Raw genomic sequence first — 20,154 nt, forward strand, 5'->3', positions numbered from 1 at the left:
ATGGAAGAGGCAGAAGAGTACGGCAGATGGAGGGATAGCATTGAAGGATTCCAAATGGACCTGGAGGACAGTAAGCCTGGTGTCCATCCTGGCAACTTTACTTTTGATTACAGGATTTGTGTATGCAGTGGGAGATATCCTGAACCCGAAGGGGGAACAGTTCCTCTCCTCCCTTCCACAGGAGACGGCTGCACCGACAGCCGCGGCAGATGACGAATACAAGATCCTGGCGCTTGGCGATTCTTTGGCCAAAGGGACCGGTGACAACTCCGGGCAAGGGTTCGTTAAGCGGACCGTGGATGCCTTGTCGGCCAATGGAGGAAAGGCAGAGCTGCTGGGCAATATGGGCATTAACGGCTTGACCACTGCTGCTTTACAGAGCAAGCTTCAGGAGGAAGGGGTACAGTACGCGCTGCGTCAGGCGAATGTCATCCTGATCTCCATCGGCGGGAACGACCTGTTCCGGGGCTCGGATATTCTGGGCACAGGCGGGAGCAGCGGACAAGTAGCCGCCTCTGCGAAGCCTTCGGAGCAAGCGGTACCTCAGAGCACGGAAGCCCCTGCCAATAACAAGGTAGAAGGCACTACCCCGGTTCCAACCGCGTCTGCAGGTGATCTGACCCCGGAATCGCTTCTTTCCGCTCTGCCTGGGGCCGCCAAACGGCTGGGCAGCATACTGGATACAGTTGCAGAAGTGAATCCGCAGGCCCAAGTCTATTACATCGGACTGTATAATCCCTTTGGAGATATCGAGGGGCTGCTAATTCCCGGCAATCAGGCGGTAACGGCGTGGAATAATGCGGCGATGGATATGATCAACAGGCATCAGAACATGACGCTGGTCCCGACCTTTGACCTGTTTGACCGCCATTTGGCGAAATATCTGTCAAATGATCATTTTCACCCGAACGGGGACGGCTATCAGCGGATGAGCGAGCGGATTGTACAGGCGGTTCGTTGAATCGATGATTTTTTGAACAGAAATGACTGTGGCAAGGAGCTGTATAAGATGGCGAGAACCATTCATGAGGCACCGGGGGAAGAAGTCGTTCTGTCCGCCCGGGGAGTCCGTAAAAAAATCGGCCGCAAATGGATTATAGATGATGTCACGTTTGATGTGAAAAAAGGCGAAATCTTCGGCTTTCTCGGTCCGAATGGAGCAGGCAAAACCACAACCATCCGCATGCTGGTGGACCTGATCCGCCCGAGCGAAGGGACGATTACCGTCTGCGGCTATAATGTGAACCGGAATCCGGAAAAAGCGCTGCAATACGTCGGCTCTATTGTCGAGAATCCGGAGGTCTACACGTATCTGACGGGCTGGGAGAACCTGCAGCATTTCGCCCGTATGCAGCCCGGAGTGGACGAGCAGCGGATTGCCGAGGTCGTTGAAATTGTGCGGCTCGATCAGCGCATCCAGGATAAAGTCAGCACGTATTCGCTGGGGATGCGCCAGCGGCTCGGTATTGCCCAAGCTCTGCTCGGCCGTCCCCGGCTGCTGATTCTCGATGAGCCGACCAACGGCCTGGACCCCAAAGGGATCAAGGAGCTGCGCGAATTCATCCGTAAGCTGGCAGACGAAGGGCTGGCGGTCTTTGTGTCCAGTCATCTGCTGAGTGAAATTCAGCTGCTGTGCGACCGGGTAGCCATTATCAGCAAAGGCCGTGTACTCGCTGTTGGCGCTGTAGATGAATTGGTTGCCCGTAACTCACCGTATGTCCTGTGGGAACTGGAGCCGCTTCAGCGGGCAAGAGACATCATGGCCGGGCGGCCGGATATCGCGCTGCTTCATCTGGACGAGGTTACCCTGGATGACTCGGTCATCGCAGGCATGGGCGTGAATTCCCTGGTTACGGCGATGGACGAGGAGCTGATCCCGGAGATTGTTGCCGTACTGGTTGCACAAGAGGTGGAAGTCCGGGCTGTGCATAAAATCAACCCTACACTGGAACAGCTATTCTTGAAGCTAACGGAAGGTGAAGCCATTGACTAACCTGCTGCCGCTCATCCGAAATGAGTGCCTGAAGATTATTAAAAAGAAACGTTTCTATGTCATCCTGCTCATCCTGCTTGTGCTGGTGCCAATGTTTACCTATGCGCAAATGCGCATAGCCGAGCGCAGCCGTGACAAATTTAACTCTGACTGGAGGCTGGAGATCCAGCAGCAGATTACCGATAACCAGAATTCGCTCGGCAGCGACCGGATTCCGGAGGAATGGAAGTCGTACCGGCGGATTTTTCTCCAGCAATTGCAGTATTATCTGGACCATGATGTGAATCCGAACGAACCGAGCGGAGTAACGTTCACCCGGGAGTTTGTCAATAATTCCGTCTCCCTGTTCATTCCGCTGCTGATCATGGCGGTTGCCTCCGACCTGGTCTCCGGGGAGCGGACGACAGGCACGATCAAAATGCTGCTGACCCGCCCGGTCAGACGCTGGAAGGTACTGTTCAGCAAAATGGTAGCGCTGCTGATGTTCGTCTCGCTGATTGTCCTGTCCGTATTCGTAATCAGCTATCTGATATCGGGGCTGGCTTTTGGCTATAAGGGGTTCAATGTTCCAGTCTTTACAGGCTTCCAGCTAAACGGTGATACTGTGGATATGACGAAGGTTCATGCCGTGGAGCAGTGGAAGTATCTGCTGATGCAGGGCGGGTTGATCTGGTATGTCAGCATCGTGGTGGCCCTGCTGGCCTTCATGGTGTCGGTGCTGGTCCGCAGTACGGCTGCGAGCATTGTAGTGATGATGGCGGCGCTGATTGCCGGAACGATCCTGACGAATATGGCTTCCGCCTGGACGGCGGCCAAATATTTATTTATGGTCAATATGGAGCTGACGACTTATTTAGCGGGCACTCCCGCGCCGATAGAGGGCATGACACTGGGCTTTTCGATGGCGGTTCTGGGCATTTGGGGACTTGCGGCCGTAATCATTTCATTCGCCGTCTTTACGAAACGGGATATTTTGAATTAGAATGTACAAAGTGAACGAAAACGTTTGTTTGCATTTTTAGAGAGACAGGAAGACAAGTGAAGGAGGAGCATGAATGCTCGAACAGATCGATATGTTTGCAAAAGTCTCTAAGAACGGCGAAGCAGGCCGGACTGGATACGATGCTGACGACATTCAGGTGCTCGAAGGTCTGGTTGCGGTCCGCAAACGGCCCGGCATGTATATTGGCAGTACGAGTTCCTCGGGTCTGCACCATTTAGTATGGGAAATAGTAGATAATGCCGTAGATGAGCATTTGGCCAAGTTTTGCTCGAAGATTGACATTACACTGCGTAAAGACGGATCGGTGACCGTTATTGACAACGGACGCGGAATACCGACCGGAATGCACAAGACAGGAGTCCCAACGCCGCAGGTGGTATTCACTATACTGCATGCAGGCGGCAAATTCGGCGGCTCCGGCTACAAGAAGTCGGGCGGCCTGCACGGGGTCGGGGCTTCAGTAACCAATGCGTTGTCCGAGTGGCTGGAAGTGGAGATTTACCGCGAGGGCAAGATTCACCGTCAGCGCTTTGAATACTGGGTCGACAAAAGCGGAAAAGAACATGTCGGTGAGCCAGTGACCGGTCTTGAGATACTGGGGAATACGAATAAGACCGGTTCGAAGATTACCTTCAAGCCGGATGTTCGCGTCTTCGCTGCGGGCATTTCATTCAACTATGATACGCTTGCAGAACGGGTACAGGAGATCGCCTTCCTGAATTCCGGGCTTAGAATCAATCTGAGCGACGAGCGCAGCGGGCGTCAGGATGAATTCTTCTACGAAGGCGGCGCCAGCCAGTTCGTGCAATTCCTGAACGAAGGCAAGGATGTACTGCACGATGTAATCCATTTCAGCTCCGAGAAGGACGAGATTGAGGTGGAAATCGCGCTGCAGTATAATGCGGGGTATACGGAGACGATCGCTTCTTTTGTCAACTCCATTCCTACCCGCAGCGGGGGAACACACGAGACAGGCTTCAAGACAGCCTATACCCGTGTACTGAATGATTACGCCCGCCGCACGCAGCTGCTCAAGGAGAAGGATAAGAATCTGGAGGGCAATGATCTGCGCGAAGGCATGATGGCGGTCATCAGCATCAAGATGTCGGATGTGGAGTTTGTCGGACAGACGAAGGATCAGCTCGGAAGCGCATCTGCCCGCAGTGCCGTGGACTTCATCGTCTCTGAGCGGATGGCGCGGTTCCTGGAAGAGAATCCCCAAGTTGCACAGAGTCTGCTGAAAAAATCGATTCAGGCCTCCAAGGCCCGTGAAGCGGCCCGCAAGGCCCGTGATGAGATCCGCAGCGGCAAGAAGCGCAGTGAGAGCTCGAACCTGGGCGGCAAGCTGTCACCTGCACAGTCCAAGGACGTTACACGTACCGAGATCTTCATCGTCGAGGGCGATTCAGCCGGTGGCTCCGCGAAGCAAGGCCGGGATTCCAAGATTCAGGCGATCCTGCCGCTGAAGGGCAAGCCGATGAACCCCGAGAAGGCCAAGCTGCTGGATATCCTGAAGAATGACGAATACAAGGCGATCATTTCAGCAATCGGTGCGGGAATCGGGCCTGATTTTGCCGTGGAGGACAGCAATTATTCCAAAATCATCATTATGACCGATGCCGATACGGACGGCGCACATATCCAGGTGCTGCTGCTGACCTTCTTCTACCGCTACATGAAGCCTCTGATCGATGCCGGCAAGGTCTATATCGCCCAGCCGCCGCTGTATAAGCTGACGCGCAAATCGGGTAAGCTGGAGACGGTCCGCTATGCCTGGAGCGATGAGGAATTGCAGAATTATCTGAAGGAATTCGGGAAGAATTTCGAGCTGCAGCGGTACAAGGGACTGGGTGAGATGAACCCGGACCAGCTGTGGGAGACTACGATGAATCCCGATTCGCGTACGCTGCTTCAGGTGCAGATCGAGGATGCCGCCAAGGCGGAGCGCCGCGTCTCCACGCTGATGGGCGATAAGGTCGACCCGCGTAAGCGCTGGATTGTCGAGAACGTCGACTTCACGGAGATCGTGGAGTAACAAAGATCGTAAGTAGTAGTGGGAAGTGACGATTACTTCCGCGTTTTTAATTTTTTGATGATCTGCATAAGCGAAGCGGTTGGGTTACTCACGGTTTGCTGAAATAAGAATTGTTAATCGAATAGAAGGGGAAGTGACGGAGGGGATTTTGGAACTGGAGGAGCGTCAGCGTCCGCCTTTGTATTTAGATTTCATCCGCTAAAGCGTATGAATTAGAAATCTAAATACAACAGCGGCCGGAAGTCCAAGATCACCGCAGTTACGCTCATCCCTTCTATTCAGATTACGATCTCGTTTTGAAGCAAATTGGTTGAATATCTCAGCGCCAAGCGTCAGATCATCAATCTTTAAAAACGCGGACAGAATGAGGAACAGAAGGTGAAGAGGATATGAGCAGTTTATCAGAGCAATTTTTGCCGGCTTTTCTGGAAGAGGTCGTGGGTGACCGGTTTGGCCGGTATTCCAAATATATCATTCAGGACCGGGCGATCCCCGATGTGCGCGACGGGCTGAAGCCCGTGCAGCGCCGGATTCTGTATGCCATGTACGATTCCGGCAATACGCCGGATAAGCCATACCGCAAGTCAGCCAAAACCGTCGGTGATGTAATGGGTAACTACCATCCCCACGGGGACTCCTCGATCTACGACGGGATGGTGCGGATGGCACAGCCGTGGAAGATGGGGCATGTGCTGGTAGACGGACACGGCAACTGGGGTTCCATGGATGATGACCCGGCGGCGGCGATGCGTTACACAGAAGCGCGTCTGTCTCCGATTGCCATGGAGATGATGCGCGATATTGAGAAGCGCACCGTACTGTTCAAGGACAACTTCGATAATACGGCCAAGGAGCCGGTGGTTGTTCCCTCCCGTTATCCGAATCTGCTGGTGAACGGGACGAGCGGGATCTCGGCCGGATTCGCCACGGAGATTCCACCGCATAACCTGCGGGAAGTCATCGACGCCTGCATCGCGGTCATGCAGAAGCCGGACATTGCGCTTGAGGATATCATGACCTTCATCAAGGGGCCGGACTTTCCGACAGGCGGAACCATTATGGGCGGAGACGGCATTATGGATGCTTACCGCAGCGGCAAAGGCCGAATCTATCTGCGTTCCAAGACGGAGATTGAGAATCTGCGCGGCGGGAAGCAGCAGATCGTGATCACCGAGGTGCCTTTCCAGATCGTGAAGTCACGGCTGGTGACCTCCATGGAGAACATCCGTCTGGAGAAAAAAATTGAAGGGATCGCCGAGGTCCGCGATGAGAGCGGCCGTGAGGGCCTGCGCATCGTGGTGGAGCTGAAGAAGGAGGCAGATGCACAAGGCGTCTTAGCCTATCTGCTCAAAAAAACCGACCTCCAAGTCACCTACAACTTCAACATGGTAGCCATCGTTAACAAGGCTCCGCAGCAGCTGGGGCTCAAAGCGATCCTTGAAGCCTACATTGCCCATCAGCGCGAAGTGGTCACTCACCGTACCCGGTTCGATCTGGAACGGGCGGAGGACCGTGCCCATGTCTTAGAGGGACTGGTCAAGGCGCTGAATATTCTGGACGAAGTGATCGCTGCCATCAAGGCATCGAAGAACCGCCAGGATGCCCAGAATAATCTGGTATGGATGTTCGGCTTCAGCGAAAGACAGGCTGATTCTATCCTTACCTTGCAGCTGTACCGTCTCACCAATCTGGAGATTCATTCGCTGCAGAAGGAGCTGGATGAGATGCTGGCCCGGATTGCTGTGCTCCAGGGGATTCTGGACAGCGACAAGAAGCTGATTACCGTTATCCGCAAGGAGCTGCTGGAGATCCGTGACAAATACGGAATCGACCGCCGTTCCCTGATTCAGGGCGAGGTAGAGGAACTTAAGGTTAACATGGAGGTTCTGGTCAATGCGGAGGATGTGCTGGTTGCGCTCTCTGCGGACGGCTATATCAAGCGGACCGGCATGCTGTCCTTCACCCGTTCGGGCGGGGAGCGCCACTCTTCAGGCGTCAAGGATGGCGATCATATCGTCAAGCTGCTGGATCTGAATACCCGGGAGAGCCTGCTCGTATTCACCCGCAAGGGTCAATACTTCCTGCTTCCCGTGCACCAGATTCCAGAGTTCAAATGGAAAGATCCGGGGACGGCCATCGTCAACGTGATCGGACTGAATAAGGGAGACAGTGTCGTCAGTGTACTGCCGGTCGGCAACCTGGAGGACCCGCTGGCCAGTCTGGTCTTCATCACCCGCAAGGGGCAGGTGAAGCGTACCGAGCTCAAGGAGTACTCTACAAGCCGTTCCGGAGCCGTTGCCGCCTGTAAGGTGGCCGAAGGCGATGAGATCATTACAGTGGCGCACAGCAGGGGTGACAAGGACATCGTGCTGATTACCCGTGAGGGCATGAGCATCCGTTTCCGTGAGAATGAAGTGAATCCTATGGGCCGGGTGGCCACAGGAGTTAGGGGAATTCAGCTCCGTGAAGGAGATGAGGTGGTCTCCTGCTTCTGGGTCAGCGAGGATGAAGGTGAGATCCTGGCGATATCTGACATCGGTTATGCCAAGCGCTCCCTGATGGTGGATTATCCTTCACAGAGCCGCGGAGGCAAAGGGATGCCAACCTTCGAGTTCAAGGAAGGCAAGCGTGTCCGCCCGAACGGCAGCAGGCTGGCAGGCGCATTCTATTGCAAGGAGCCGCTGGAGGTGACCGCCATCACCCAGAGCGGCGCGGTACATTCCTTCTCTTCCGAATCGGCACCGATTGCTGAACGCCGTTCTACAGGCAAGCAGCTGGTTGCTGTCGAGAAGAAGGACGAGATCGCCATTCTTTTTCAGGCAGTCAAGTAAAATATAATACCGCATGGAACGGCGCGGGCAGCTCAGGAGTAACAGGCTGCCCGCGCTTTTAATTTGGGGGGAATAGTTGCAGATATGATTTTATTTTTTGGGCCTTGAAGGATTTGGAATTTTTCTGGCGAAAAAGTAAATATACCTTATAGAGATCCGCAGGAAAGGAAGGAATAAGTGTGCACTCCACTGAATTCAGTAAAATCTGGCATAAGATATTAAAGGACTATAAGCTACATATGGACAGCAAGCTTGCCCCTACACTGACTGATGCCCAGCTTACCGTACTGGAATTACTGCAGGAGCGTGATGCGATGAAGCCTTCTGATTTGGCCCCTCATCTGGCCACCAGCCCGGCGGCCGTAACGATGCTGCTTGACCGGATGGAGAAGCATAATCTGATTGTCCGTGAACGCGATGCCTCAGACCGCAGAATTGTCTGGGTGAGCATCACCGAGACAGGCCAGCGGGAGACGCTGCGCGGACTGAAGGTCCGCAGTGATTTTTTTGCAGAAGCGCTGGACCCCATTTCCTCCCATAATCAGCAGCTGCTGCTCTACCTCATGGGCAAGATGGCGGTTGCCCCGGCCGTGGATGACGCAGCTTCGGTACAGTCCGTATAAGCACCTACTGAGAACCTATATGATCATGCAAAAAAGCAGGCTGTCCGTTAAAGGATAGCCTGCTTTTGCATTTGCGGAGTCCAAAGATTCCAGGGATAGGAACGGGGAGGCAGGGAGAGCAGCTCGACTTCTTCCTTGGTCACCGGATGCGGGAACCGGGTGAGTGCAGACCATAAGGCAATCTGCTGTCCCGGTCTGTTCACGGCCGCGCCGTACTTCTGATCTCCATATAGCGGACATCCAACATCGCTGAGCTGAACGCGGATCTGGTGGGAGCGGCCGGTCAGCAGGTCAATCCTCACCAGCGAATAGCCTTCTGCCGTACCAATCACGGTATAATCAAGGATGGCTTGCTTGCCGCCTGGCGTTCCCTCCCGGACGGCCTGGACGGTATTGCTCTTAGGGTCCTTCAGCAGCGTATGCTCCAGCCGGGCCTCTGCGCCCGGAAGCTGACCATGCACCACTGTCAGATAGACCTTCTGGAAGGCGTGGGTGCGCACACTCTCGGATAGCCGGGAGGCTGCCTTCGAGGTCTTGGCAAAGATCATCGCCCCGCCAACAGGACGGTCCAGCCGGTGAACCAGGCCCATGAAGACGTTGCCCGGCTTCGCGTAGCGTTCCTTCACATCTTCCTTCAGCAGGGTCAGCAGATCCGGGTCGCCTGTAGCATCCTCTTGAACGGGAATATTCACAGGCTTCACAATGCCGAGCAGATGGTTGTCCTCATATAGAATCTCGAACCGGGAGGGGCTGCTGCCGGATTCTCCTGCTGCGCCGTTATTCGTTCCGGTCATGGCTTACGCCTCCCAGCGGCCCAGAATCCCGCAAGGCAGATTCATGCCGGAGGCTGTAATCGGCAAGCCGATCTCACCGGAATTCAGCTTGCCGCCATAGCGCTTGCCCATCGTCATTGACAGCATGTTGCGCAGTACGGTTGGCGAGATGCCGGTCGTGTAGGAATTAATCAGCATGAATAACGGACGGTCGCTCATAATCTCCATGCAGCTCTCCAAGAACGGATAAAGACTGGATTCGAGCTTCCACATTTCTCCGCCCGGCCCTCTTCCGTAGGACGGCGGGTCCATAATAATAGCATCATATTTGCTGCCGCGGCGCTGTTCGCGCTGGACGAACTTGAATACATCATCGGTAATGAAGCGGAGCGGCTTGTCGGCAAGACCGGACAGGGCTACATTCTCCTTGGCCCATTGAACCATCCCCTTGGCTGCATCGACATGCACGACGGAGGCTCCGGCACTTGCTGCCGCAACAGTGGCTCCGCCGGTATAAGCGAACAGGTTGAGGACGGAGATCGGCCGGTTAGCCGCTGCGATCTTGTCCATCATCCAGCGCCAGTTGGCCGCCTGCTCCGGGAACAGCCCGGTGTGCTTGAAGTTCGTTGGACGGAGGTGGAACTTCAGCTTGCCGTAGCTGATTTTCCAGTCCTCCGGTATCGTCTTCTTCATCTCCCACTGCCCGCCACCGGCGGAGCTGCGGTGATAATGTCCGTGTACATCCCGCCATTTGGCGCTCTCGCTGGCCAGCGGCCAGATGATCTGCGGGTCCGGCCGGCGCAGGATAATATCGCCCCAGCGTTCGAGCTTCTCCCCGCCCCCGGTATCGATCACTTCATAGTCTTTCCAATCACTGGCTAGATACATTATTAATCCATCCTTCAAAAAGTCATTTAGCCTTTATTGTACAACATTTAAGCCTGCAGCTACAAACAAAATGGTTGCAAAGCAGCGACTATTCCCAGTGTAGCCAACAAGCAAGAGGCGTATAATATTACCAGGAAAAGCAGGGCAGATCCATTTTGCAACTAATCATTCAGTAAGCAGGGGGCTTGGCCAATCGAAAAGCAGGTGTTCTGGCACTTCGTACAGGGATTGTGTATGATCTGAATACAAGGTTACAGCAAAGGAAGGAGGCTGCACTGGGATGTATAATCTTTCGGCGCTGTATCATCCGATAACGGCCAATCCGGCCGGGGGCGGCGAGTATCTGCCGGGCAGGCTGCTTCAGCCGTATATCCGCTGCTACTGGGGATCAGGAGCACAGCCCCGGCTGCCGCAGCAGACGGAGACTATCATACCTGATAGCTGCATGGACATCATATGGGAATGGGATGAGCGGACAGGGGAGTCCGGCGGGATTTTTTGCGGGATTAACGACACTCCGTTTGAGGCAGGACAAGCAGCAGAGCCTGTTACTAAAGAGCGTTTCGCCATCCGGTTTCATTTCTGGTCCGTTCATTTGTTCGCAGACGAGCCGCTGACGGAGGTATTGAATGTTCATGTTCCGGTAGAGTATTATTTCAGAACCTTCCGTAAGGAGCTGGGAGACAGGCTCCAGCATATCCGCACAATGACTGAGCGCATCGCTGCTGCTGAAGCATTCCTTTTGCGGAGATTGGAGCGGGGAAACCGCAGCAGTGACGGGATGATGAACGCGGTCCACAGGCTGCTTACAGCACGTGGGATCATGACGGCAGGGGCGCTGGAGAGCAGCTCGGGCTTAAGCAGCCGCCAGCTTGAACGGCTGTTCCGGGAGCATATCGGCCTTCCGCCCAAAAAGGTGGCCGATCTTATCCGTTTCCAGAATGTCTGGCGTGACCTGTACCGTTCCTCCCAGACCAAGGGCGTAATGCAGGATATGGTGTTCACCTACGGGTACAGCCACCAGTCGCATTTGATCAACAATTTCAAGAAGTTCGCAGGCAGAACTCCGCTGGATGCGCTGAGTCATGCCCGGCGCTGATGTCGTTTTTTTGCAATACAAGCTATTCAGGCAGAAGTACAATGAGGATAGAACGGCTGACACCAGCCCGATCACAATACAAGCAATGAAGGGAAGGATATCATTATGATTACAGCTTTTGACGGCATCAACCTGTACAGTAAAGACCCCGTAGCTCTGGTAGCATTCTATTCGGAGGTACTGGGCATTCCGGTTCCATTCGAGGGCTATGGAGAAGCTGGCGGGGCCAAAATTGCGATAGACGCCAGCCAGCCCGGCATCATTATATGGAACGCAGACAAGTGGGAGAACCTTACCACCGGCACCGTTAATCTGGTATTCTCCTGCGGCAGTCTGGACGAAACGTATGAGCAGCTGAAGGCGAAAGGACTGGATTGCCAGCCTCCTGCAACCATGGAGTACGGCGGTAAAGAGATGAATTTCCGTGATCCCGACGGCAACGCAATTACCTTGCTGGAAGGCGGATATTAATCGTTCCACACATCATATGATAATAGTAATACTGAGCAGCGTCAGCTCCGGGCAGCAGTTATGTCCTGGACTGGCGCTGCTTGTATTATGCGGCAAGGGTGGCCAGGATAAGAGAAGGATCGCTTTTTTAATATTGACAATGATAATCATTATCAAATAGAATGAGATTAACACAGTATTAAGGTAAGTAAGATGCGGTCTGCTTAAGGGACCGGATTATAGAGAATACATTTCATTTGGACCCTGGGAGGATAAAAGTCATGGCTAAAGTGCTAGTGGCATATGCCAGCTTGACTGGCAATACGGAGGAAATCGCTGAATTGATCGTGGAAGGAATACGCGCGGCAGGCGGAGAGGCCGTACTGAAATCGGTCATGGACTGCAATGCGGATGAGATAAAAGCGTATGAGGCTGTAATGCTGGGTGCGTACACATGGGGAGACGGCGAGCTGCCGGATGAATTCCTGGATTTCTATGAAGAGCTGGATGAGCTGGATCTCAGCGCCTGTAAGGCGGCGGCCTTCGGAAGCGGAGACACCGGGTATGCGATCTACTGCGGAGCAGTGGATCAGATTGAAGAGAAGCTGAAGGAGCGCGGGGCAGAGATTGTGCAGCCCAGCCTGAAGATTGAATACGGTCCGAATGCAGCGGAAAAAGAGGCTTGCCGCACTTACGGGCGCCAGTTCATCGAGATCTGCGCGGCGGTCTCTTAAGGATGGGCGCGGCGGCAGGAGACATCACAGGAACGATGCCGGATGCTGAAGCTGGCCGGTACAGACGTCTGAACGATTACCGCATGGAGCACATCATGCTGGGCGGGGCCGAGGCGGCCGGCAGCGGAGCTCCCGCTACCGGACTTCCCCGCTGGAGACAGCAGGTTCAATTTGCAGTCGGACATACGCTTAATGACTACTACAGTCTGCGGCCCGAGGTGCGCCGGGAGACGCCTGTCCAGTTTCTGCTGGAGCGCCGCTGGCCGCCGAAGGGCAATGCTTTTCCTTCCCTGATGCATTACTGGGATGTCAAGCAGGCGGTGGCCGATGAGCTGATGCGGATTGTCGCAGGCAGTTACACCGGAGAGATTCCGGTGATGCGGTTCGAACAGTGGCATGTTCCTGTCCGGGAGCTTGAGATTGAGCTGGCGGTGATTTTTCAGCTGGCCTGGAATTCAAAGCTTACGGGACGCAGTCTGAATATCCAGAAATTCATGGTACATGCTGACCCGCAGGTGATTACCGGATTTCTGCATATGGCGAATGTATTCTGCCATAAGGCTTACGGGAAGCCGGCGGAGACGATCGCCATCTACTCGCTGCTGGATGGCCGCAGGCAGCTATATGACGGGGCAGGCATGCCCCTGCAGGAATCGCTGGATTATGTGCGCCTGCTGTCTGTCTTCCTGGAACGGGAGGAACAGGCAGCAGGCTGCGTGAAATGCAGCAACCGCCGCAGCGACCGGGATGAAGCCCAGGTGCGGGGCTACGGACTGATGTAGAAGCAGACGATGAATTGGAATTGGAGACGATACAAAAAGCATCTCCTTCAGGGTCATTTGACCGTGAGGGGATGCTTTTTGATTGTTTAGGAATTGTATGCGAAAAACAGCATACATTGTGCTAGCCAGCAGGCGTTTGGCGCAAATGTATGCGAAAAACAGCATACATTGTGCTAGCCAGCAGGCGTTGGCGCAAATGTATGTGAAAAACAGCATTCATTGTGCTCACACGAAGGCGCATGGGCCGAATGTATGCGAAAAACAGCATACATTGTGCTCACATGCAGGCGTTTGGCCCGAAAGTATGCGAAAAACAGCATACATTGTGCTGGTGCGCAGGCATATGGGCTAAATGTATGCTTCTTGAAATACTCGTTGCCAGGCTAGCCGTTCAAAGGATAGGTGTAATAATCCTGCTGGCTCTGAATGACGAAGCCGCAGCTCTCATAGAGCCGCAGTGCATTCGGGTTATCCAGCGCAACCTCCAGATTCACTCCGTTATAATTCCGCTGCTCCCGCTCAATGGTCTGCTGCAGGGCACTCCGGCCGATGCCGAGACCGCGCAGCTTCTTGTCCACCGTAAATCCGTAGATCCAGGTTTCGTTGTCCTCGGACCACAGACGCATTTTCCCGGCGGGCTGGCCGCTGAGCTCAATGATGATATGCTCCTGTGAGCCTTCCTGTTCGTGCAGCTCATACATTTCAGCGGCGTCCTCTTCGGTCATCTGGAACCCGTCGCAGTCGAAGGCGATGAGTAGAGGGGTCTCCTCCGGACGTGCAGGCCGGAGCATGACATTGCCTGAGGCCGAGCTGGCCTCTGAGGCTCTAACCTTGCTGCCCGCACCATCCCATTTCATCTGAAACTCCGAATGGCTGAAGGCAAGCGGCAAGGTCTTCAGATAGGCATTGCCTGAAGCCGAAGCCGCAGGGGTGTTCAGCAGCAGCGTCTTCGTCTTCCCTCTGCGGATGATGGCCTGGGCCTGTTCCCAGAGGGAGCTAAAGATCCCCCGGCGGCGGTAGCCCGGCCGGACCATGCCGCATACCTCCATATCACCGCCGATGCCGTACAGGCCGATGAAGCCGACCAGCAGGCCGTCCTCATAGGTCAAAAGCCACTCTGCACCGCCTGCTACACTGGGCTGCCGGAGCATGTCCCAGTTCAGCTTCAGCGAGATTCCTTCATATTGCTCGCAGCGCTGCTGCAGCTCTTCAATCTGTTTCAGTGTATCTGTATTCGTCAAACGTTCTTCCTCCTATTTGAGTACATCCTTGTATTCCTCGTGCTTCTCGAATTGATGGGCCGCATACGGGCACACCGGTACAATCTTGACACTCTGCTCACGGGCCAGGTCAACGACCGCCCGCACGAGCTTCTCTCCAGCCCCCTGGCCGCGCAGATCTTCGGAGACAAAGGTATGGTCAATCACCAGATTCCCTGTGTTCTCTTCGGTTCTGTATGTAATCTCGGCCAGGTCTTTTCCGTCACCAGCGATATAGAAACGTCCTTCTCCCTTTGCAATCTGTTCCATGTATCTTCACTCCATTCGGGTATAGTGGTTTTATTTTACTACCCTGTGCGGCAAAAAGCGAGAAAGGGGAAGAGAGGCACCGTAGGTCATTTACAGCGTGTGATTTCAGCGTAATCATTTATAAATATGGATTGGATTTGAATTTTACCCTATTTTGACTTGTTCTTTTCCCGGTGCTATACTGATTCCATAGCGGGCAAATATGGTTAATAAGAGACTGATTAGACATAAGAGCTAATTGGTCTTGTTTTTTAATGCAGCTATGCTGACACTACTTGGCGTACGCCGCCCCCGGCAACTTGCCCGGCTTTCTTAACGAAAAGGGCGTAGCGCTCAAAAAACTATTAGGAGGAAATATCATGAATACCACAGTACGCTTGACTGAAAGATCCGGATCGAATTCATCCCAGCGCAGCAAAGGTTTTGTACCGGTTGTAGTTTACGGTGCAGGTTCAGATACCCAGTCCTTCTCAGCAGATGCCAAAACACTTAATGATATTCTCGGCAAAAATCCGCGTGCCATCCTGAAGGTGGAATTCCCGGGCTCCGGCTCAAAGAATGCGGTTATTCAGGAAGTGCAGCGCCAGCCGTTATCCCGTACGCTGCTTCATGTAGACTTGCAGCAGATTGACATGAAGGCTGATCTGGATACCAAGGTAGCCTTCCACTTCACAGGTGATCCTATCGGCGTCAAGAGCGGCGGCGTGCAGCAGGTGGAGCTGTATGAGCTGGATATCCGGACCTTGCCGGACAAGCTGGAAGCAAACCTCGAAGTAGATATCAGCGGCCTCGATATCGGTGATCAATTGCTGGTGTCCGATCTGCCGAAGCATGAAGGCTGGGAGATCCTTACCCCTGAAGATACGCTGATCGTGCGGATCTCGCCTCCGCTCGTGATGGAGGAGCCGGCTGATGAAGCTGCTGCCGCACCAGCTGAGGAAGCAGCCGAAGCTGAGAAGTCTGAAGAATAAGACTTTTCTGGCTGTAGCCATCGCATCTCTATATGCAGAGAACTCCGCAGACAGCCTGAGATAACGGCTGTATATGGAGAGTCATAATCTTTGATCAACCAGGAGCAGACATATCCTTAGCAGGGAATGGTCTGCTCCTTTTTGCGGAAGCGGAATCTGGTACATCCTGGTATTACATATGAGAGTAGGAGAGTGCATTCATGAATCCTAATATAATCAAGCTGGTAAGCGGCTCCAATGCGAAGCTGGACGAGGCTTCCACCCAGGCAACCGTGAAGATATCCTGCAGCAGTTCTCCGGCGATTCTGGATATCAGCTGCTTCATGGTGGGCGGGAACGGGAAGGTTCCGTCCGATGATTTCTTTATCTTTTATAATCAGCCAGCTGATCCTAAGCACACGGTCGTATTCAATCCTATCGATAAATACAGCGGGGAATTCGCCATTGATCTGCGTGCGCTTAGCGCCTCGGGCATTGATAAATGCGTCTTCGCGGCTACGCTGGACGGTCCCGGAACCTTCGCCGATGTCAGAGGCTGCAGAATCAGCGCGGCGGGGAAGGGTACGGAGCTGGTATATGAAATTATGGACGGTAACGCCGAGACCTCGCTCGTGCTGGCAGAGCTGTACCGCCATGGCGGGGGCTTCAAGCTTCGCGCGGTTGGACGGGGCTTTCATGGCGGACTTAAGCCGCTGGCGGAAGCGCACGGGGTCGAGGTGGAAGACGAAGCGCCGGAGCACGGCAGCGGAGCAGAGGCTCAACCGGTGTCAGGCCATACGGAAGCAGCGGCTGCATACAGCGGACCTCCTAAGGAAGCAGTCCAGGAGGAGGCTCCCCGGCCTGCCCTGAATTTGACGAAGATTGATCTCCTGAAGCAGCAGGTCGGAATTTCACTGCGCAAGAAGAATCTTGACCAGGAGAAGGCAAGGGTGGCCGTGGTGTTCGATGCATCTGGCTCCATGGCGCAATTATATGCGAAGGGAGTCGTGCAGCGGGCTTTTGAACGGGTGCTGGCTGTGGCTGCCAAGATGGATGATGACGGAATGCTGGATGTCTGGTTCTTCGCCACTAAGAGTAAGAGAATGCCAAGCGTGAATGAACACGGATATGAGGATTATGTGAAGCGGACCTATCCGGGACCGAAGATGTTCGGGGGACTGGGCATCGGGAACAATGAGCCGGTGGTTATGGCGGATCTGATCAAGAAATATACGAAGGAGGAGCCGGGCGACCTGCCGGTATATGTGGTCTTCTTCAGCGACGGGGGCATCTATGAGACGCCCAAAATATCGAAGCTGCTGATCCAGAGCTCGAAGCATAATATCTTCTGGCAGTTTGTGGGACTGGGCAATGCGGATTATGGCGTACTCCGTGAGCTTGACGATCTGCGGGGCCGTTATGTGGATAATGCCGATTTCTTCGCGCTGGATGATCTGGACGAGGTCAGCGATGAGGACCTGTATGACCGGCTGTTCAACGAGTACCCGAAATGGCTGCGTGAAGCCCGGCAGAAGGGCGTTGTGCGTTCATAGAATGAAGTATAGCGGGCAGATCCGAAGCCGGTAAGGGCTAGGTTCTGCTCTGTTTTTTATGAAGGAGTGGATAGGAGGAGGCGCTGTTGCACTGGAGGGGAGCGATTTAGGCAGCTTGTCAGTTTACAACGTAACAGTGTTATGTTACGATGAGCGCAAGGAGTGGTGATATGGAAGAGGATTTAATCTCCAAAAAGGAGCTGCTCGATGAGACAGGAATCTCTTACGGGCAGTTGTACCGCTGGAAGCGGAAGCAGTTGATTCCTGAGGAATGGTTCATCCGCAAATCTACCTTTACGGGACAAGAGACCTTTTTTCCGCGGGCGCGGATTTTGGGGCGGGTACAGCATATTTTACAGAAGAAGGATGATCTCTCCCTGGATGAATTGGCGGATAAGCTGTCAGAGCCGGCATCCTCGTACAGAATCAGCTTAACTGTATCCCAGCTAAAGGAACGTAACATTGTTTCGGCGGGTAGTCTGGAGCGGTTCGGGAGACCGGAGGCCGAGGGCTTACCGCTGAGCTTCGAGCAGATTCTTAATGTATTTGCGGCAGATTGGCTGCTCAGTAAGGGGGAGCTCAGCTGGGAGGAAGCAGACCGGCTCTATCAGACGCTGGAGAGTCATGCGCCGGGGTACGGGGAGAAGGGGTGGGAGCTGTTTTTTTTGCGGAAGATGGGGGTTAGCTTCTTCATTATGGCACTGCCGGGAGCGGGGCTGGCCTTCGAAGAGGGGGTACGGCTGGTGAGCAGGCTTCGCTCTGCCGATCTGGCGGAACTACTGAATAGACGTTTGACTGAAGACGGCTTATAGAGTAAGGAACAGTAAACCACAGGAGGCTGGACCATGGAGAAGAATGAACTGCCGGATCTGGTGATGGATGGGGTCAACACAGCTGCCGGAGGCAGATATAACAAAGTTAATATCAACGGTGTCAGTAAGATGAACGGAGCGCTCCACGCACATACCTATAGCTGTGACGGCGTGATGAAGCAGAAGGGTGACCTCACGGCCGATGAGCTGGAGATGAACGGAACTCTCAATCTGAAGGGCAATCTGCAGGTTGGTGAAATGAAGCTGAATGGAGTAGTGAACGGAGAAGGCAGTCTGCGGGGAGAGCGCTGTGTAATGGACGGCATGCTGAAGCTGAAGGGCGATTGTGAGCTGGAGGAGCTGACCGGTGAAGGGGTATTCACGGTGGGGGGCCTGCTGAGTGCGGGCCGGATGGAGTTCGGGCTACAGGGTCAGTCTGAGGCAGGGGAGATTGGCGTGGAGAGCCTGGTGATCCGCAAAAAAGGTAACGCGGCCTGGGGCAGACTGCTCGGCGGAATGATCCCCAAGCTCAAAATCGGGCTGCGGGCCAAGCTCATCGAGGGAGATACGCTAGATCTGGAATACACGAGTGCAGATGTAGTGAGGGGCGGTACGGTCATTATCGGACAGGGCTGCTCGATTGGCCGGGTGGAGTATAGAACGGGACTGACTGTACATCCCGGTGCCCAGGTGGGAAAGGAGGAGAAGACCGGTGAATGAAGCGGTAGAACGCCATGATCTGAAGATACTCGGAACGTCAAGCTCTGTCGGCGGAGTTTTTAAGGATGTAAAGGTGACGGGAGAATGTACCTTTAGCGGGGATGTGGACTGCCATAAGCTTGCGCAGACCGGAGAGGTAGCGGTTGAAGGAAATCTTCGGGTACAGGATATCAAAATCACCGGGGAGTGCAAGGTGAAGGGCCGGGTAGACGCAGCCAGCCTGCGCGGACAAGGAGAGCTTACGGCAGGCGGCGGGCTGCGGATTGAGGATATCAAGCTGACCGGCGGGATCATAGTTACGGGCGATTGTGAAGCAGAGCAGGTGCAGATTACCGGAGTCCTGGAGGTCAGCGGACTATTAAATGCGGAGAGGCTCGACCTGACGTTATTCGGCCCCTGTAGGGCGGATACGGTCGGCGGCGGCAGCATCTCCATCAAGCGCAGCCGTTCCGGCGCGTTGCTTAGACCCGGGAAGAAGATGAGCTTCGCGGCCCGGCTGATCGAAGGAGATCGGATCGAGCTTCAGCATACGCAGGCGCAGACCGTCCGGGGCGGAAGCGTTGTGATCGGGCCCGGCTGCGAGATTGAGACGGTGGAGTACCGGGAGTTGCTGGAGGTGCACAAGAGCTCAACGGTAAGGAATGCGGTGAAAATGTAGCGTTAATCCTGCCGGGCGGCCTTGAACCGCAGCACGGTTCGCAGCTTCTCCGGGCGGGCACGCCGGGCATCCGAGATATAGATTTCGCGGTGCAGGTGAGACTCCCGCAGCAGGCCCTGAGCAGAGCAGAATTGCTCCATTCTGGCGAAGCTGTGCGGTTCATCATCATAGGGGCCGATATGCAGCATTTGTACACTCAGGCCGTCTTCGATGCGGGCGAAGACGGCCTTGTCCAGCAGCGGGTGCGGCTTGCTGCGCTTGACCTGCTCCAGCACTTCTGCAGCAAGCAGAGGGGTCAGGAAATCCGGCTGCCGGATCATTATGGTGTATACCAGCTCGTTCTTATCAAGAACGAATAAGCGGCGCCCGGCTTCGCTTAGATCCCATACCCCTTCCAGCGGGAAGACGGTGTAGTCGTAGTAACCTTCGGGTGCGGGACCTTTTCTCGGCAGCATCTTGACTGCATAGGACAAGGAATACAACACAGCTACTGCTTCTGCGAATGCGCTGCCGTTGGGATTGCCTTCACCACGCAGGGTGAAATACGGGAAGGCGGGTACCTGAATCAGCCCCGGTTCGGCAGGGGGGAGGTATAGGGCTTTGTCTTGTTTTCTCCATTCGACCTTCATATGGGTCACCTCAGTTCATAGGATTGTGCTGCATTCAGCATAGCATGCGAACCGGACAGGTGTATGTCAGGTTGGAGGCTGGAGGCTGAAGA

Annotated in this window: 20 protein-coding genes; 15 read left to right on the forward strand and 5 right to left on the reverse strand. The window is 54.5% G+C overall.

Annotated features, from left to right (window positions below; translation table 11 throughout):
• Nucleotides 1-40: 40 nt before the first annotated feature.
• The 6 genes from C173_RS31360 to C173_RS31385 all read left to right on the forward strand — a co-directional run bounded on the left by C173_RS31360 (nucleotide 41) and on the right by C173_RS31385 (nucleotide 8,485).
• Nucleotides 41-961, forward strand: coding sequence for a GDSL-type esterase/lipase family protein (locus C173_RS31360; RefSeq protein WP_051478723.1), 921 nt, complete (start codon nucleotides 41-43; stop codon nucleotides 959-961).
• Between the two features lie 48 nt (nucleotides 962-1,009).
• The gene (locus tag C173_RS31365) at nucleotides 1,010-1,993 is read left to right on the forward strand and encodes an ABC transporter ATP-binding protein (RefSeq protein WP_036732945.1); all 984 of its coding nucleotides are present in this window, start codon (nucleotides 1,010-1,012) and stop codon (nucleotides 1,991-1,993) included.
• A complete protein-coding gene (locus tag C173_RS31370) occupies nucleotides 1,986-2,975 on the forward strand; it encodes an ABC transporter permease (protein ID WP_036732948.1) in 990 nt (329 codons plus the stop codon). Before C173_RS31365 ends, C173_RS31370 begins: the two co-directional genes overlap by 8 nt.
• A 73-nt stretch (nucleotides 2,976-3,048) precedes the next feature.
• Nucleotides 3,049-5,031 carry a DNA topoisomerase IV subunit B gene (gene parE / locus C173_RS31375; RefSeq protein WP_036732950.1) on the forward strand — a complete coding sequence of 661 codons (1,983 nt, stop codon included), beginning with the start codon at nucleotides 3,049-3,051 and terminating at the stop codon, nucleotides 5,029-5,031.
• A 389-nt stretch (nucleotides 5,032-5,420) separates the two neighbouring features.
• Complete coding sequence (gyrA, locus tag C173_RS31380; RefSeq protein WP_036732953.1) at nucleotides 5,421-7,862, forward strand: DNA gyrase subunit A; 2,442 nt, start codon at nucleotides 5,421-5,423, stop codon at nucleotides 7,860-7,862.
• Nucleotides 7,863-8,041: 179 nt separating this feature from the next.
• Nucleotides 8,042-8,485 (forward strand): MarR family winged helix-turn-helix transcriptional regulator, encoded by a 444-nt coding sequence (locus C173_RS31385; RefSeq protein ID WP_036732955.1) that lies wholly within the window; start codon nucleotides 8,042-8,044, stop codon nucleotides 8,483-8,485.
• A 47-nt stretch (nucleotides 8,486-8,532) separates the two neighbouring features.
• On the opposite strand, the gene C173_RS31390 is transcribed toward C173_RS31385, so the two are convergent.
• On the reverse strand, nucleotides 8,533-9,279 hold the full coding sequence (locus C173_RS31390; RefSeq protein WP_036732959.1) for an RluA family pseudouridine synthase: 747 nt from the start codon (nucleotides 9,277-9,279) through the stop codon (nucleotides 8,533-8,535).
• A 3-nt stretch (nucleotides 9,280-9,282) separates the two neighbouring features.
• Nucleotides 9,283-10,146: a class I SAM-dependent methyltransferase gene (locus tag C173_RS31395; protein WP_036732961.1), complete on the reverse strand. Its 864-nt coding sequence runs from the start codon at nucleotides 10,144-10,146 to the stop codon at nucleotides 9,283-9,285.
• A gap of 280 nt (nucleotides 10,147-10,426) precedes the next feature.
• On the opposite strand from C173_RS31395, the gene C173_RS31400 reads away from it, so the two are divergent.
• The 4 genes from C173_RS31400 (at nucleotide 10,427) to C173_RS31415 (ending at nucleotide 13,211) form a co-directional block, all read left to right on the forward strand.
• Nucleotides 10,427-11,245: a helix-turn-helix domain-containing protein gene (locus C173_RS31400; RefSeq protein ID WP_036732964.1), complete on the forward strand. Its 819-nt coding sequence runs from the start codon at nucleotides 10,427-10,429 to the stop codon at nucleotides 11,243-11,245.
• A 105-nt stretch (nucleotides 11,246-11,350) separates the two neighbouring features.
• On the forward strand, nucleotides 11,351-11,716 hold the full coding sequence (locus tag C173_RS31405) for a VOC family protein (RefSeq protein WP_036732967.1): 366 nt from the start codon (nucleotides 11,351-11,353) through the stop codon (nucleotides 11,714-11,716).
• Nucleotides 11,717-11,976: 260 nt separating this feature from the next.
• Nucleotides 11,977-12,429 (forward strand): flavodoxin, encoded by a 453-nt coding sequence (locus C173_RS31410; RefSeq protein WP_036732971.1) that lies wholly within the window; start codon nucleotides 11,977-11,979, stop codon nucleotides 12,427-12,429.
• 2 nt (nucleotides 12,430-12,431) lie between these two features.
• The gene (locus C173_RS31415) at nucleotides 12,432-13,211 is read left to right on the forward strand and encodes a hypothetical protein (protein ID WP_051478724.1); all 780 of its coding nucleotides are present in this window, start codon (nucleotides 12,432-12,434) and stop codon (nucleotides 13,209-13,211) included.
• Nucleotides 13,212-13,594: 383 nt separating this feature from the next.
• Here C173_RS31415 and C173_RS31420 read toward each other — a convergent pair whose 3' ends face one another.
• Nucleotides 13,595-14,452, reverse strand: coding sequence for a GNAT family N-acetyltransferase (locus C173_RS31420; protein ID WP_036732973.1), 858 nt, complete (start codon nucleotides 14,450-14,452; stop codon nucleotides 13,595-13,597).
• 12 nt (nucleotides 14,453-14,464) lie between these two features.
• Nucleotides 14,465-14,740 (reverse strand): GNAT family N-acetyltransferase, encoded by a 276-nt coding sequence (locus C173_RS31425; RefSeq protein ID WP_036732976.1) that lies wholly within the window; start codon nucleotides 14,738-14,740, stop codon nucleotides 14,465-14,467.
• A gap of 359 nt (nucleotides 14,741-15,099) precedes the next feature.
• Between C173_RS31425 and C173_RS31430 the strand changes: the two genes are divergently transcribed.
• From C173_RS31430 to C173_RS31450, 5 genes are all read left to right on the forward strand, one after another.
• Nucleotides 15,100-15,711 carry a 50S ribosomal protein L25 gene (locus tag C173_RS31430; protein WP_036732979.1) on the forward strand — a complete coding sequence of 204 codons (612 nt, stop codon included), beginning with the start codon at nucleotides 15,100-15,102 and terminating at the stop codon, nucleotides 15,709-15,711.
• A 200-nt stretch (nucleotides 15,712-15,911) separates the two neighbouring features.
• Complete coding sequence (locus C173_RS31435) at nucleotides 15,912-17,243, forward strand: vWA domain-containing protein (RefSeq protein WP_036732982.1); 1,332 nt, start codon at nucleotides 15,912-15,914, stop codon at nucleotides 17,241-17,243.
• Between the two features lie 170 nt (nucleotides 17,244-17,413).
• Nucleotides 17,414-18,055, forward strand: coding sequence for a DUF4004 family protein (locus C173_RS31440; RefSeq protein WP_036732985.1), 642 nt, complete (start codon nucleotides 17,414-17,416; stop codon nucleotides 18,053-18,055).
• A 33-nt stretch (nucleotides 18,056-18,088) separates the two neighbouring features.
• Nucleotides 18,089-18,775: a hypothetical protein gene (locus tag C173_RS31445; RefSeq protein WP_036732988.1), complete on the forward strand. Its 687-nt coding sequence runs from the start codon at nucleotides 18,089-18,091 to the stop codon at nucleotides 18,773-18,775.
• Nucleotides 18,768-19,433, forward strand: a complete 666-nt coding sequence (locus C173_RS31450) for a hypothetical protein (RefSeq protein WP_036732991.1) — start codon at nucleotides 18,768-18,770, stop codon at nucleotides 19,431-19,433. The genes C173_RS31445 and C173_RS31450 overlap by 8 nt, the downstream gene beginning before the upstream one ends.
• Nucleotides 19,434-19,435: 2 nt before the next feature.
• Here C173_RS31450 and C173_RS31455 read toward each other — a convergent pair whose 3' ends face one another.
• Nucleotides 19,436-20,062, reverse strand: coding sequence for a GyrI-like domain-containing protein (locus tag C173_RS31455; RefSeq protein ID WP_036732994.1), 627 nt, complete (start codon nucleotides 20,060-20,062; stop codon nucleotides 19,436-19,438).
• Between the last annotated feature and the right edge of the window lie 92 nt (nucleotides 20,063-20,154).

The organism is Paenibacillus sp. FSL R7-277, from assembly GCF_000517965.1.
Taxonomy (GTDB): Bacteria; Bacillota; Bacilli; order Paenibacillales; family Paenibacillaceae; genus Paenibacillus_AQ; species Paenibacillus_AQ silagei.

Excerpts from the sequence above, each read along its gene's own strand:
- C173_RS31365 (WP_036732945.1), top strand. The coding sequence starts at position 1,010 with ATGGCGAGAACCATTCATGAGGCACCGGGGGAAGAAGTCGTTCTGTCC.
- parE (WP_036732950.1), top strand. The coding sequence starts at position 3,049 with ATGCTCGAACAGATCGATATGTTTGCAAAAGTCTCTAAGAACGGCGAA.
- gyrA (WP_036732953.1), top strand. The coding sequence starts at position 5,421 with ATGAGCAGTTTATCAGAGCAATTTTTGCCGGCTTTTCTGGAAGAGGTC.
- C173_RS31390 (WP_036732959.1), bottom strand. The coding sequence starts at position 9,279 with ATGACCGGAACGAATAACGGCGCAGCAGGAGAATCCGGCAGCAGCCCC.
- C173_RS31395 (WP_036732961.1), bottom strand. The coding sequence starts at position 10,146 with ATGTATCTAGCCAGTGATTGGAAAGACTATGAAGTGATCGATACCGGG.
- C173_RS31400 (WP_036732964.1), top strand. The coding sequence starts at position 10,427 with ATGTATAATCTTTCGGCGCTGTATCATCCGATAACGGCCAATCCGGCC.
- C173_RS31405 (WP_036732967.1), top strand. The coding sequence starts at position 11,351 with ATGATTACAGCTTTTGACGGCATCAACCTGTACAGTAAAGACCCCGTA.
- C173_RS31410 (WP_036732971.1), top strand. The coding sequence starts at position 11,977 with ATGGCTAAAGTGCTAGTGGCATATGCCAGCTTGACTGGCAATACGGAG.
- C173_RS31415 (WP_051478724.1), top strand. The coding sequence starts at position 12,432 with ATGGGCGCGGCGGCAGGAGACATCACAGGAACGATGCCGGATGCTGAA.
- C173_RS31425 (WP_036732976.1), bottom strand. The coding sequence starts at position 14,740 with ATGGAACAGATTGCAAAGGGAGAAGGACGTTTCTATATCGCTGGTGAC.
- C173_RS31430 (WP_036732979.1), top strand. The coding sequence starts at position 15,100 with ATGAATACCACAGTACGCTTGACTGAAAGATCCGGATCGAATTCATCC.
- C173_RS31435 (WP_036732982.1), top strand. The coding sequence starts at position 15,912 with ATGAATCCTAATATAATCAAGCTGGTAAGCGGCTCCAATGCGAAGCTG.
- C173_RS31440 (WP_036732985.1), top strand. The coding sequence starts at position 17,414 with ATGGAAGAGGATTTAATCTCCAAAAAGGAGCTGCTCGATGAGACAGGA.
- C173_RS31445 (WP_036732988.1), top strand. The coding sequence starts at position 18,089 with ATGGAGAAGAATGAACTGCCGGATCTGGTGATGGATGGGGTCAACACA.
- C173_RS31455 (WP_036732994.1), bottom strand. The coding sequence starts at position 20,062 with ATGAAGGTCGAATGGAGAAAACAAGACAAAGCCCTATACCTCCCCCCT.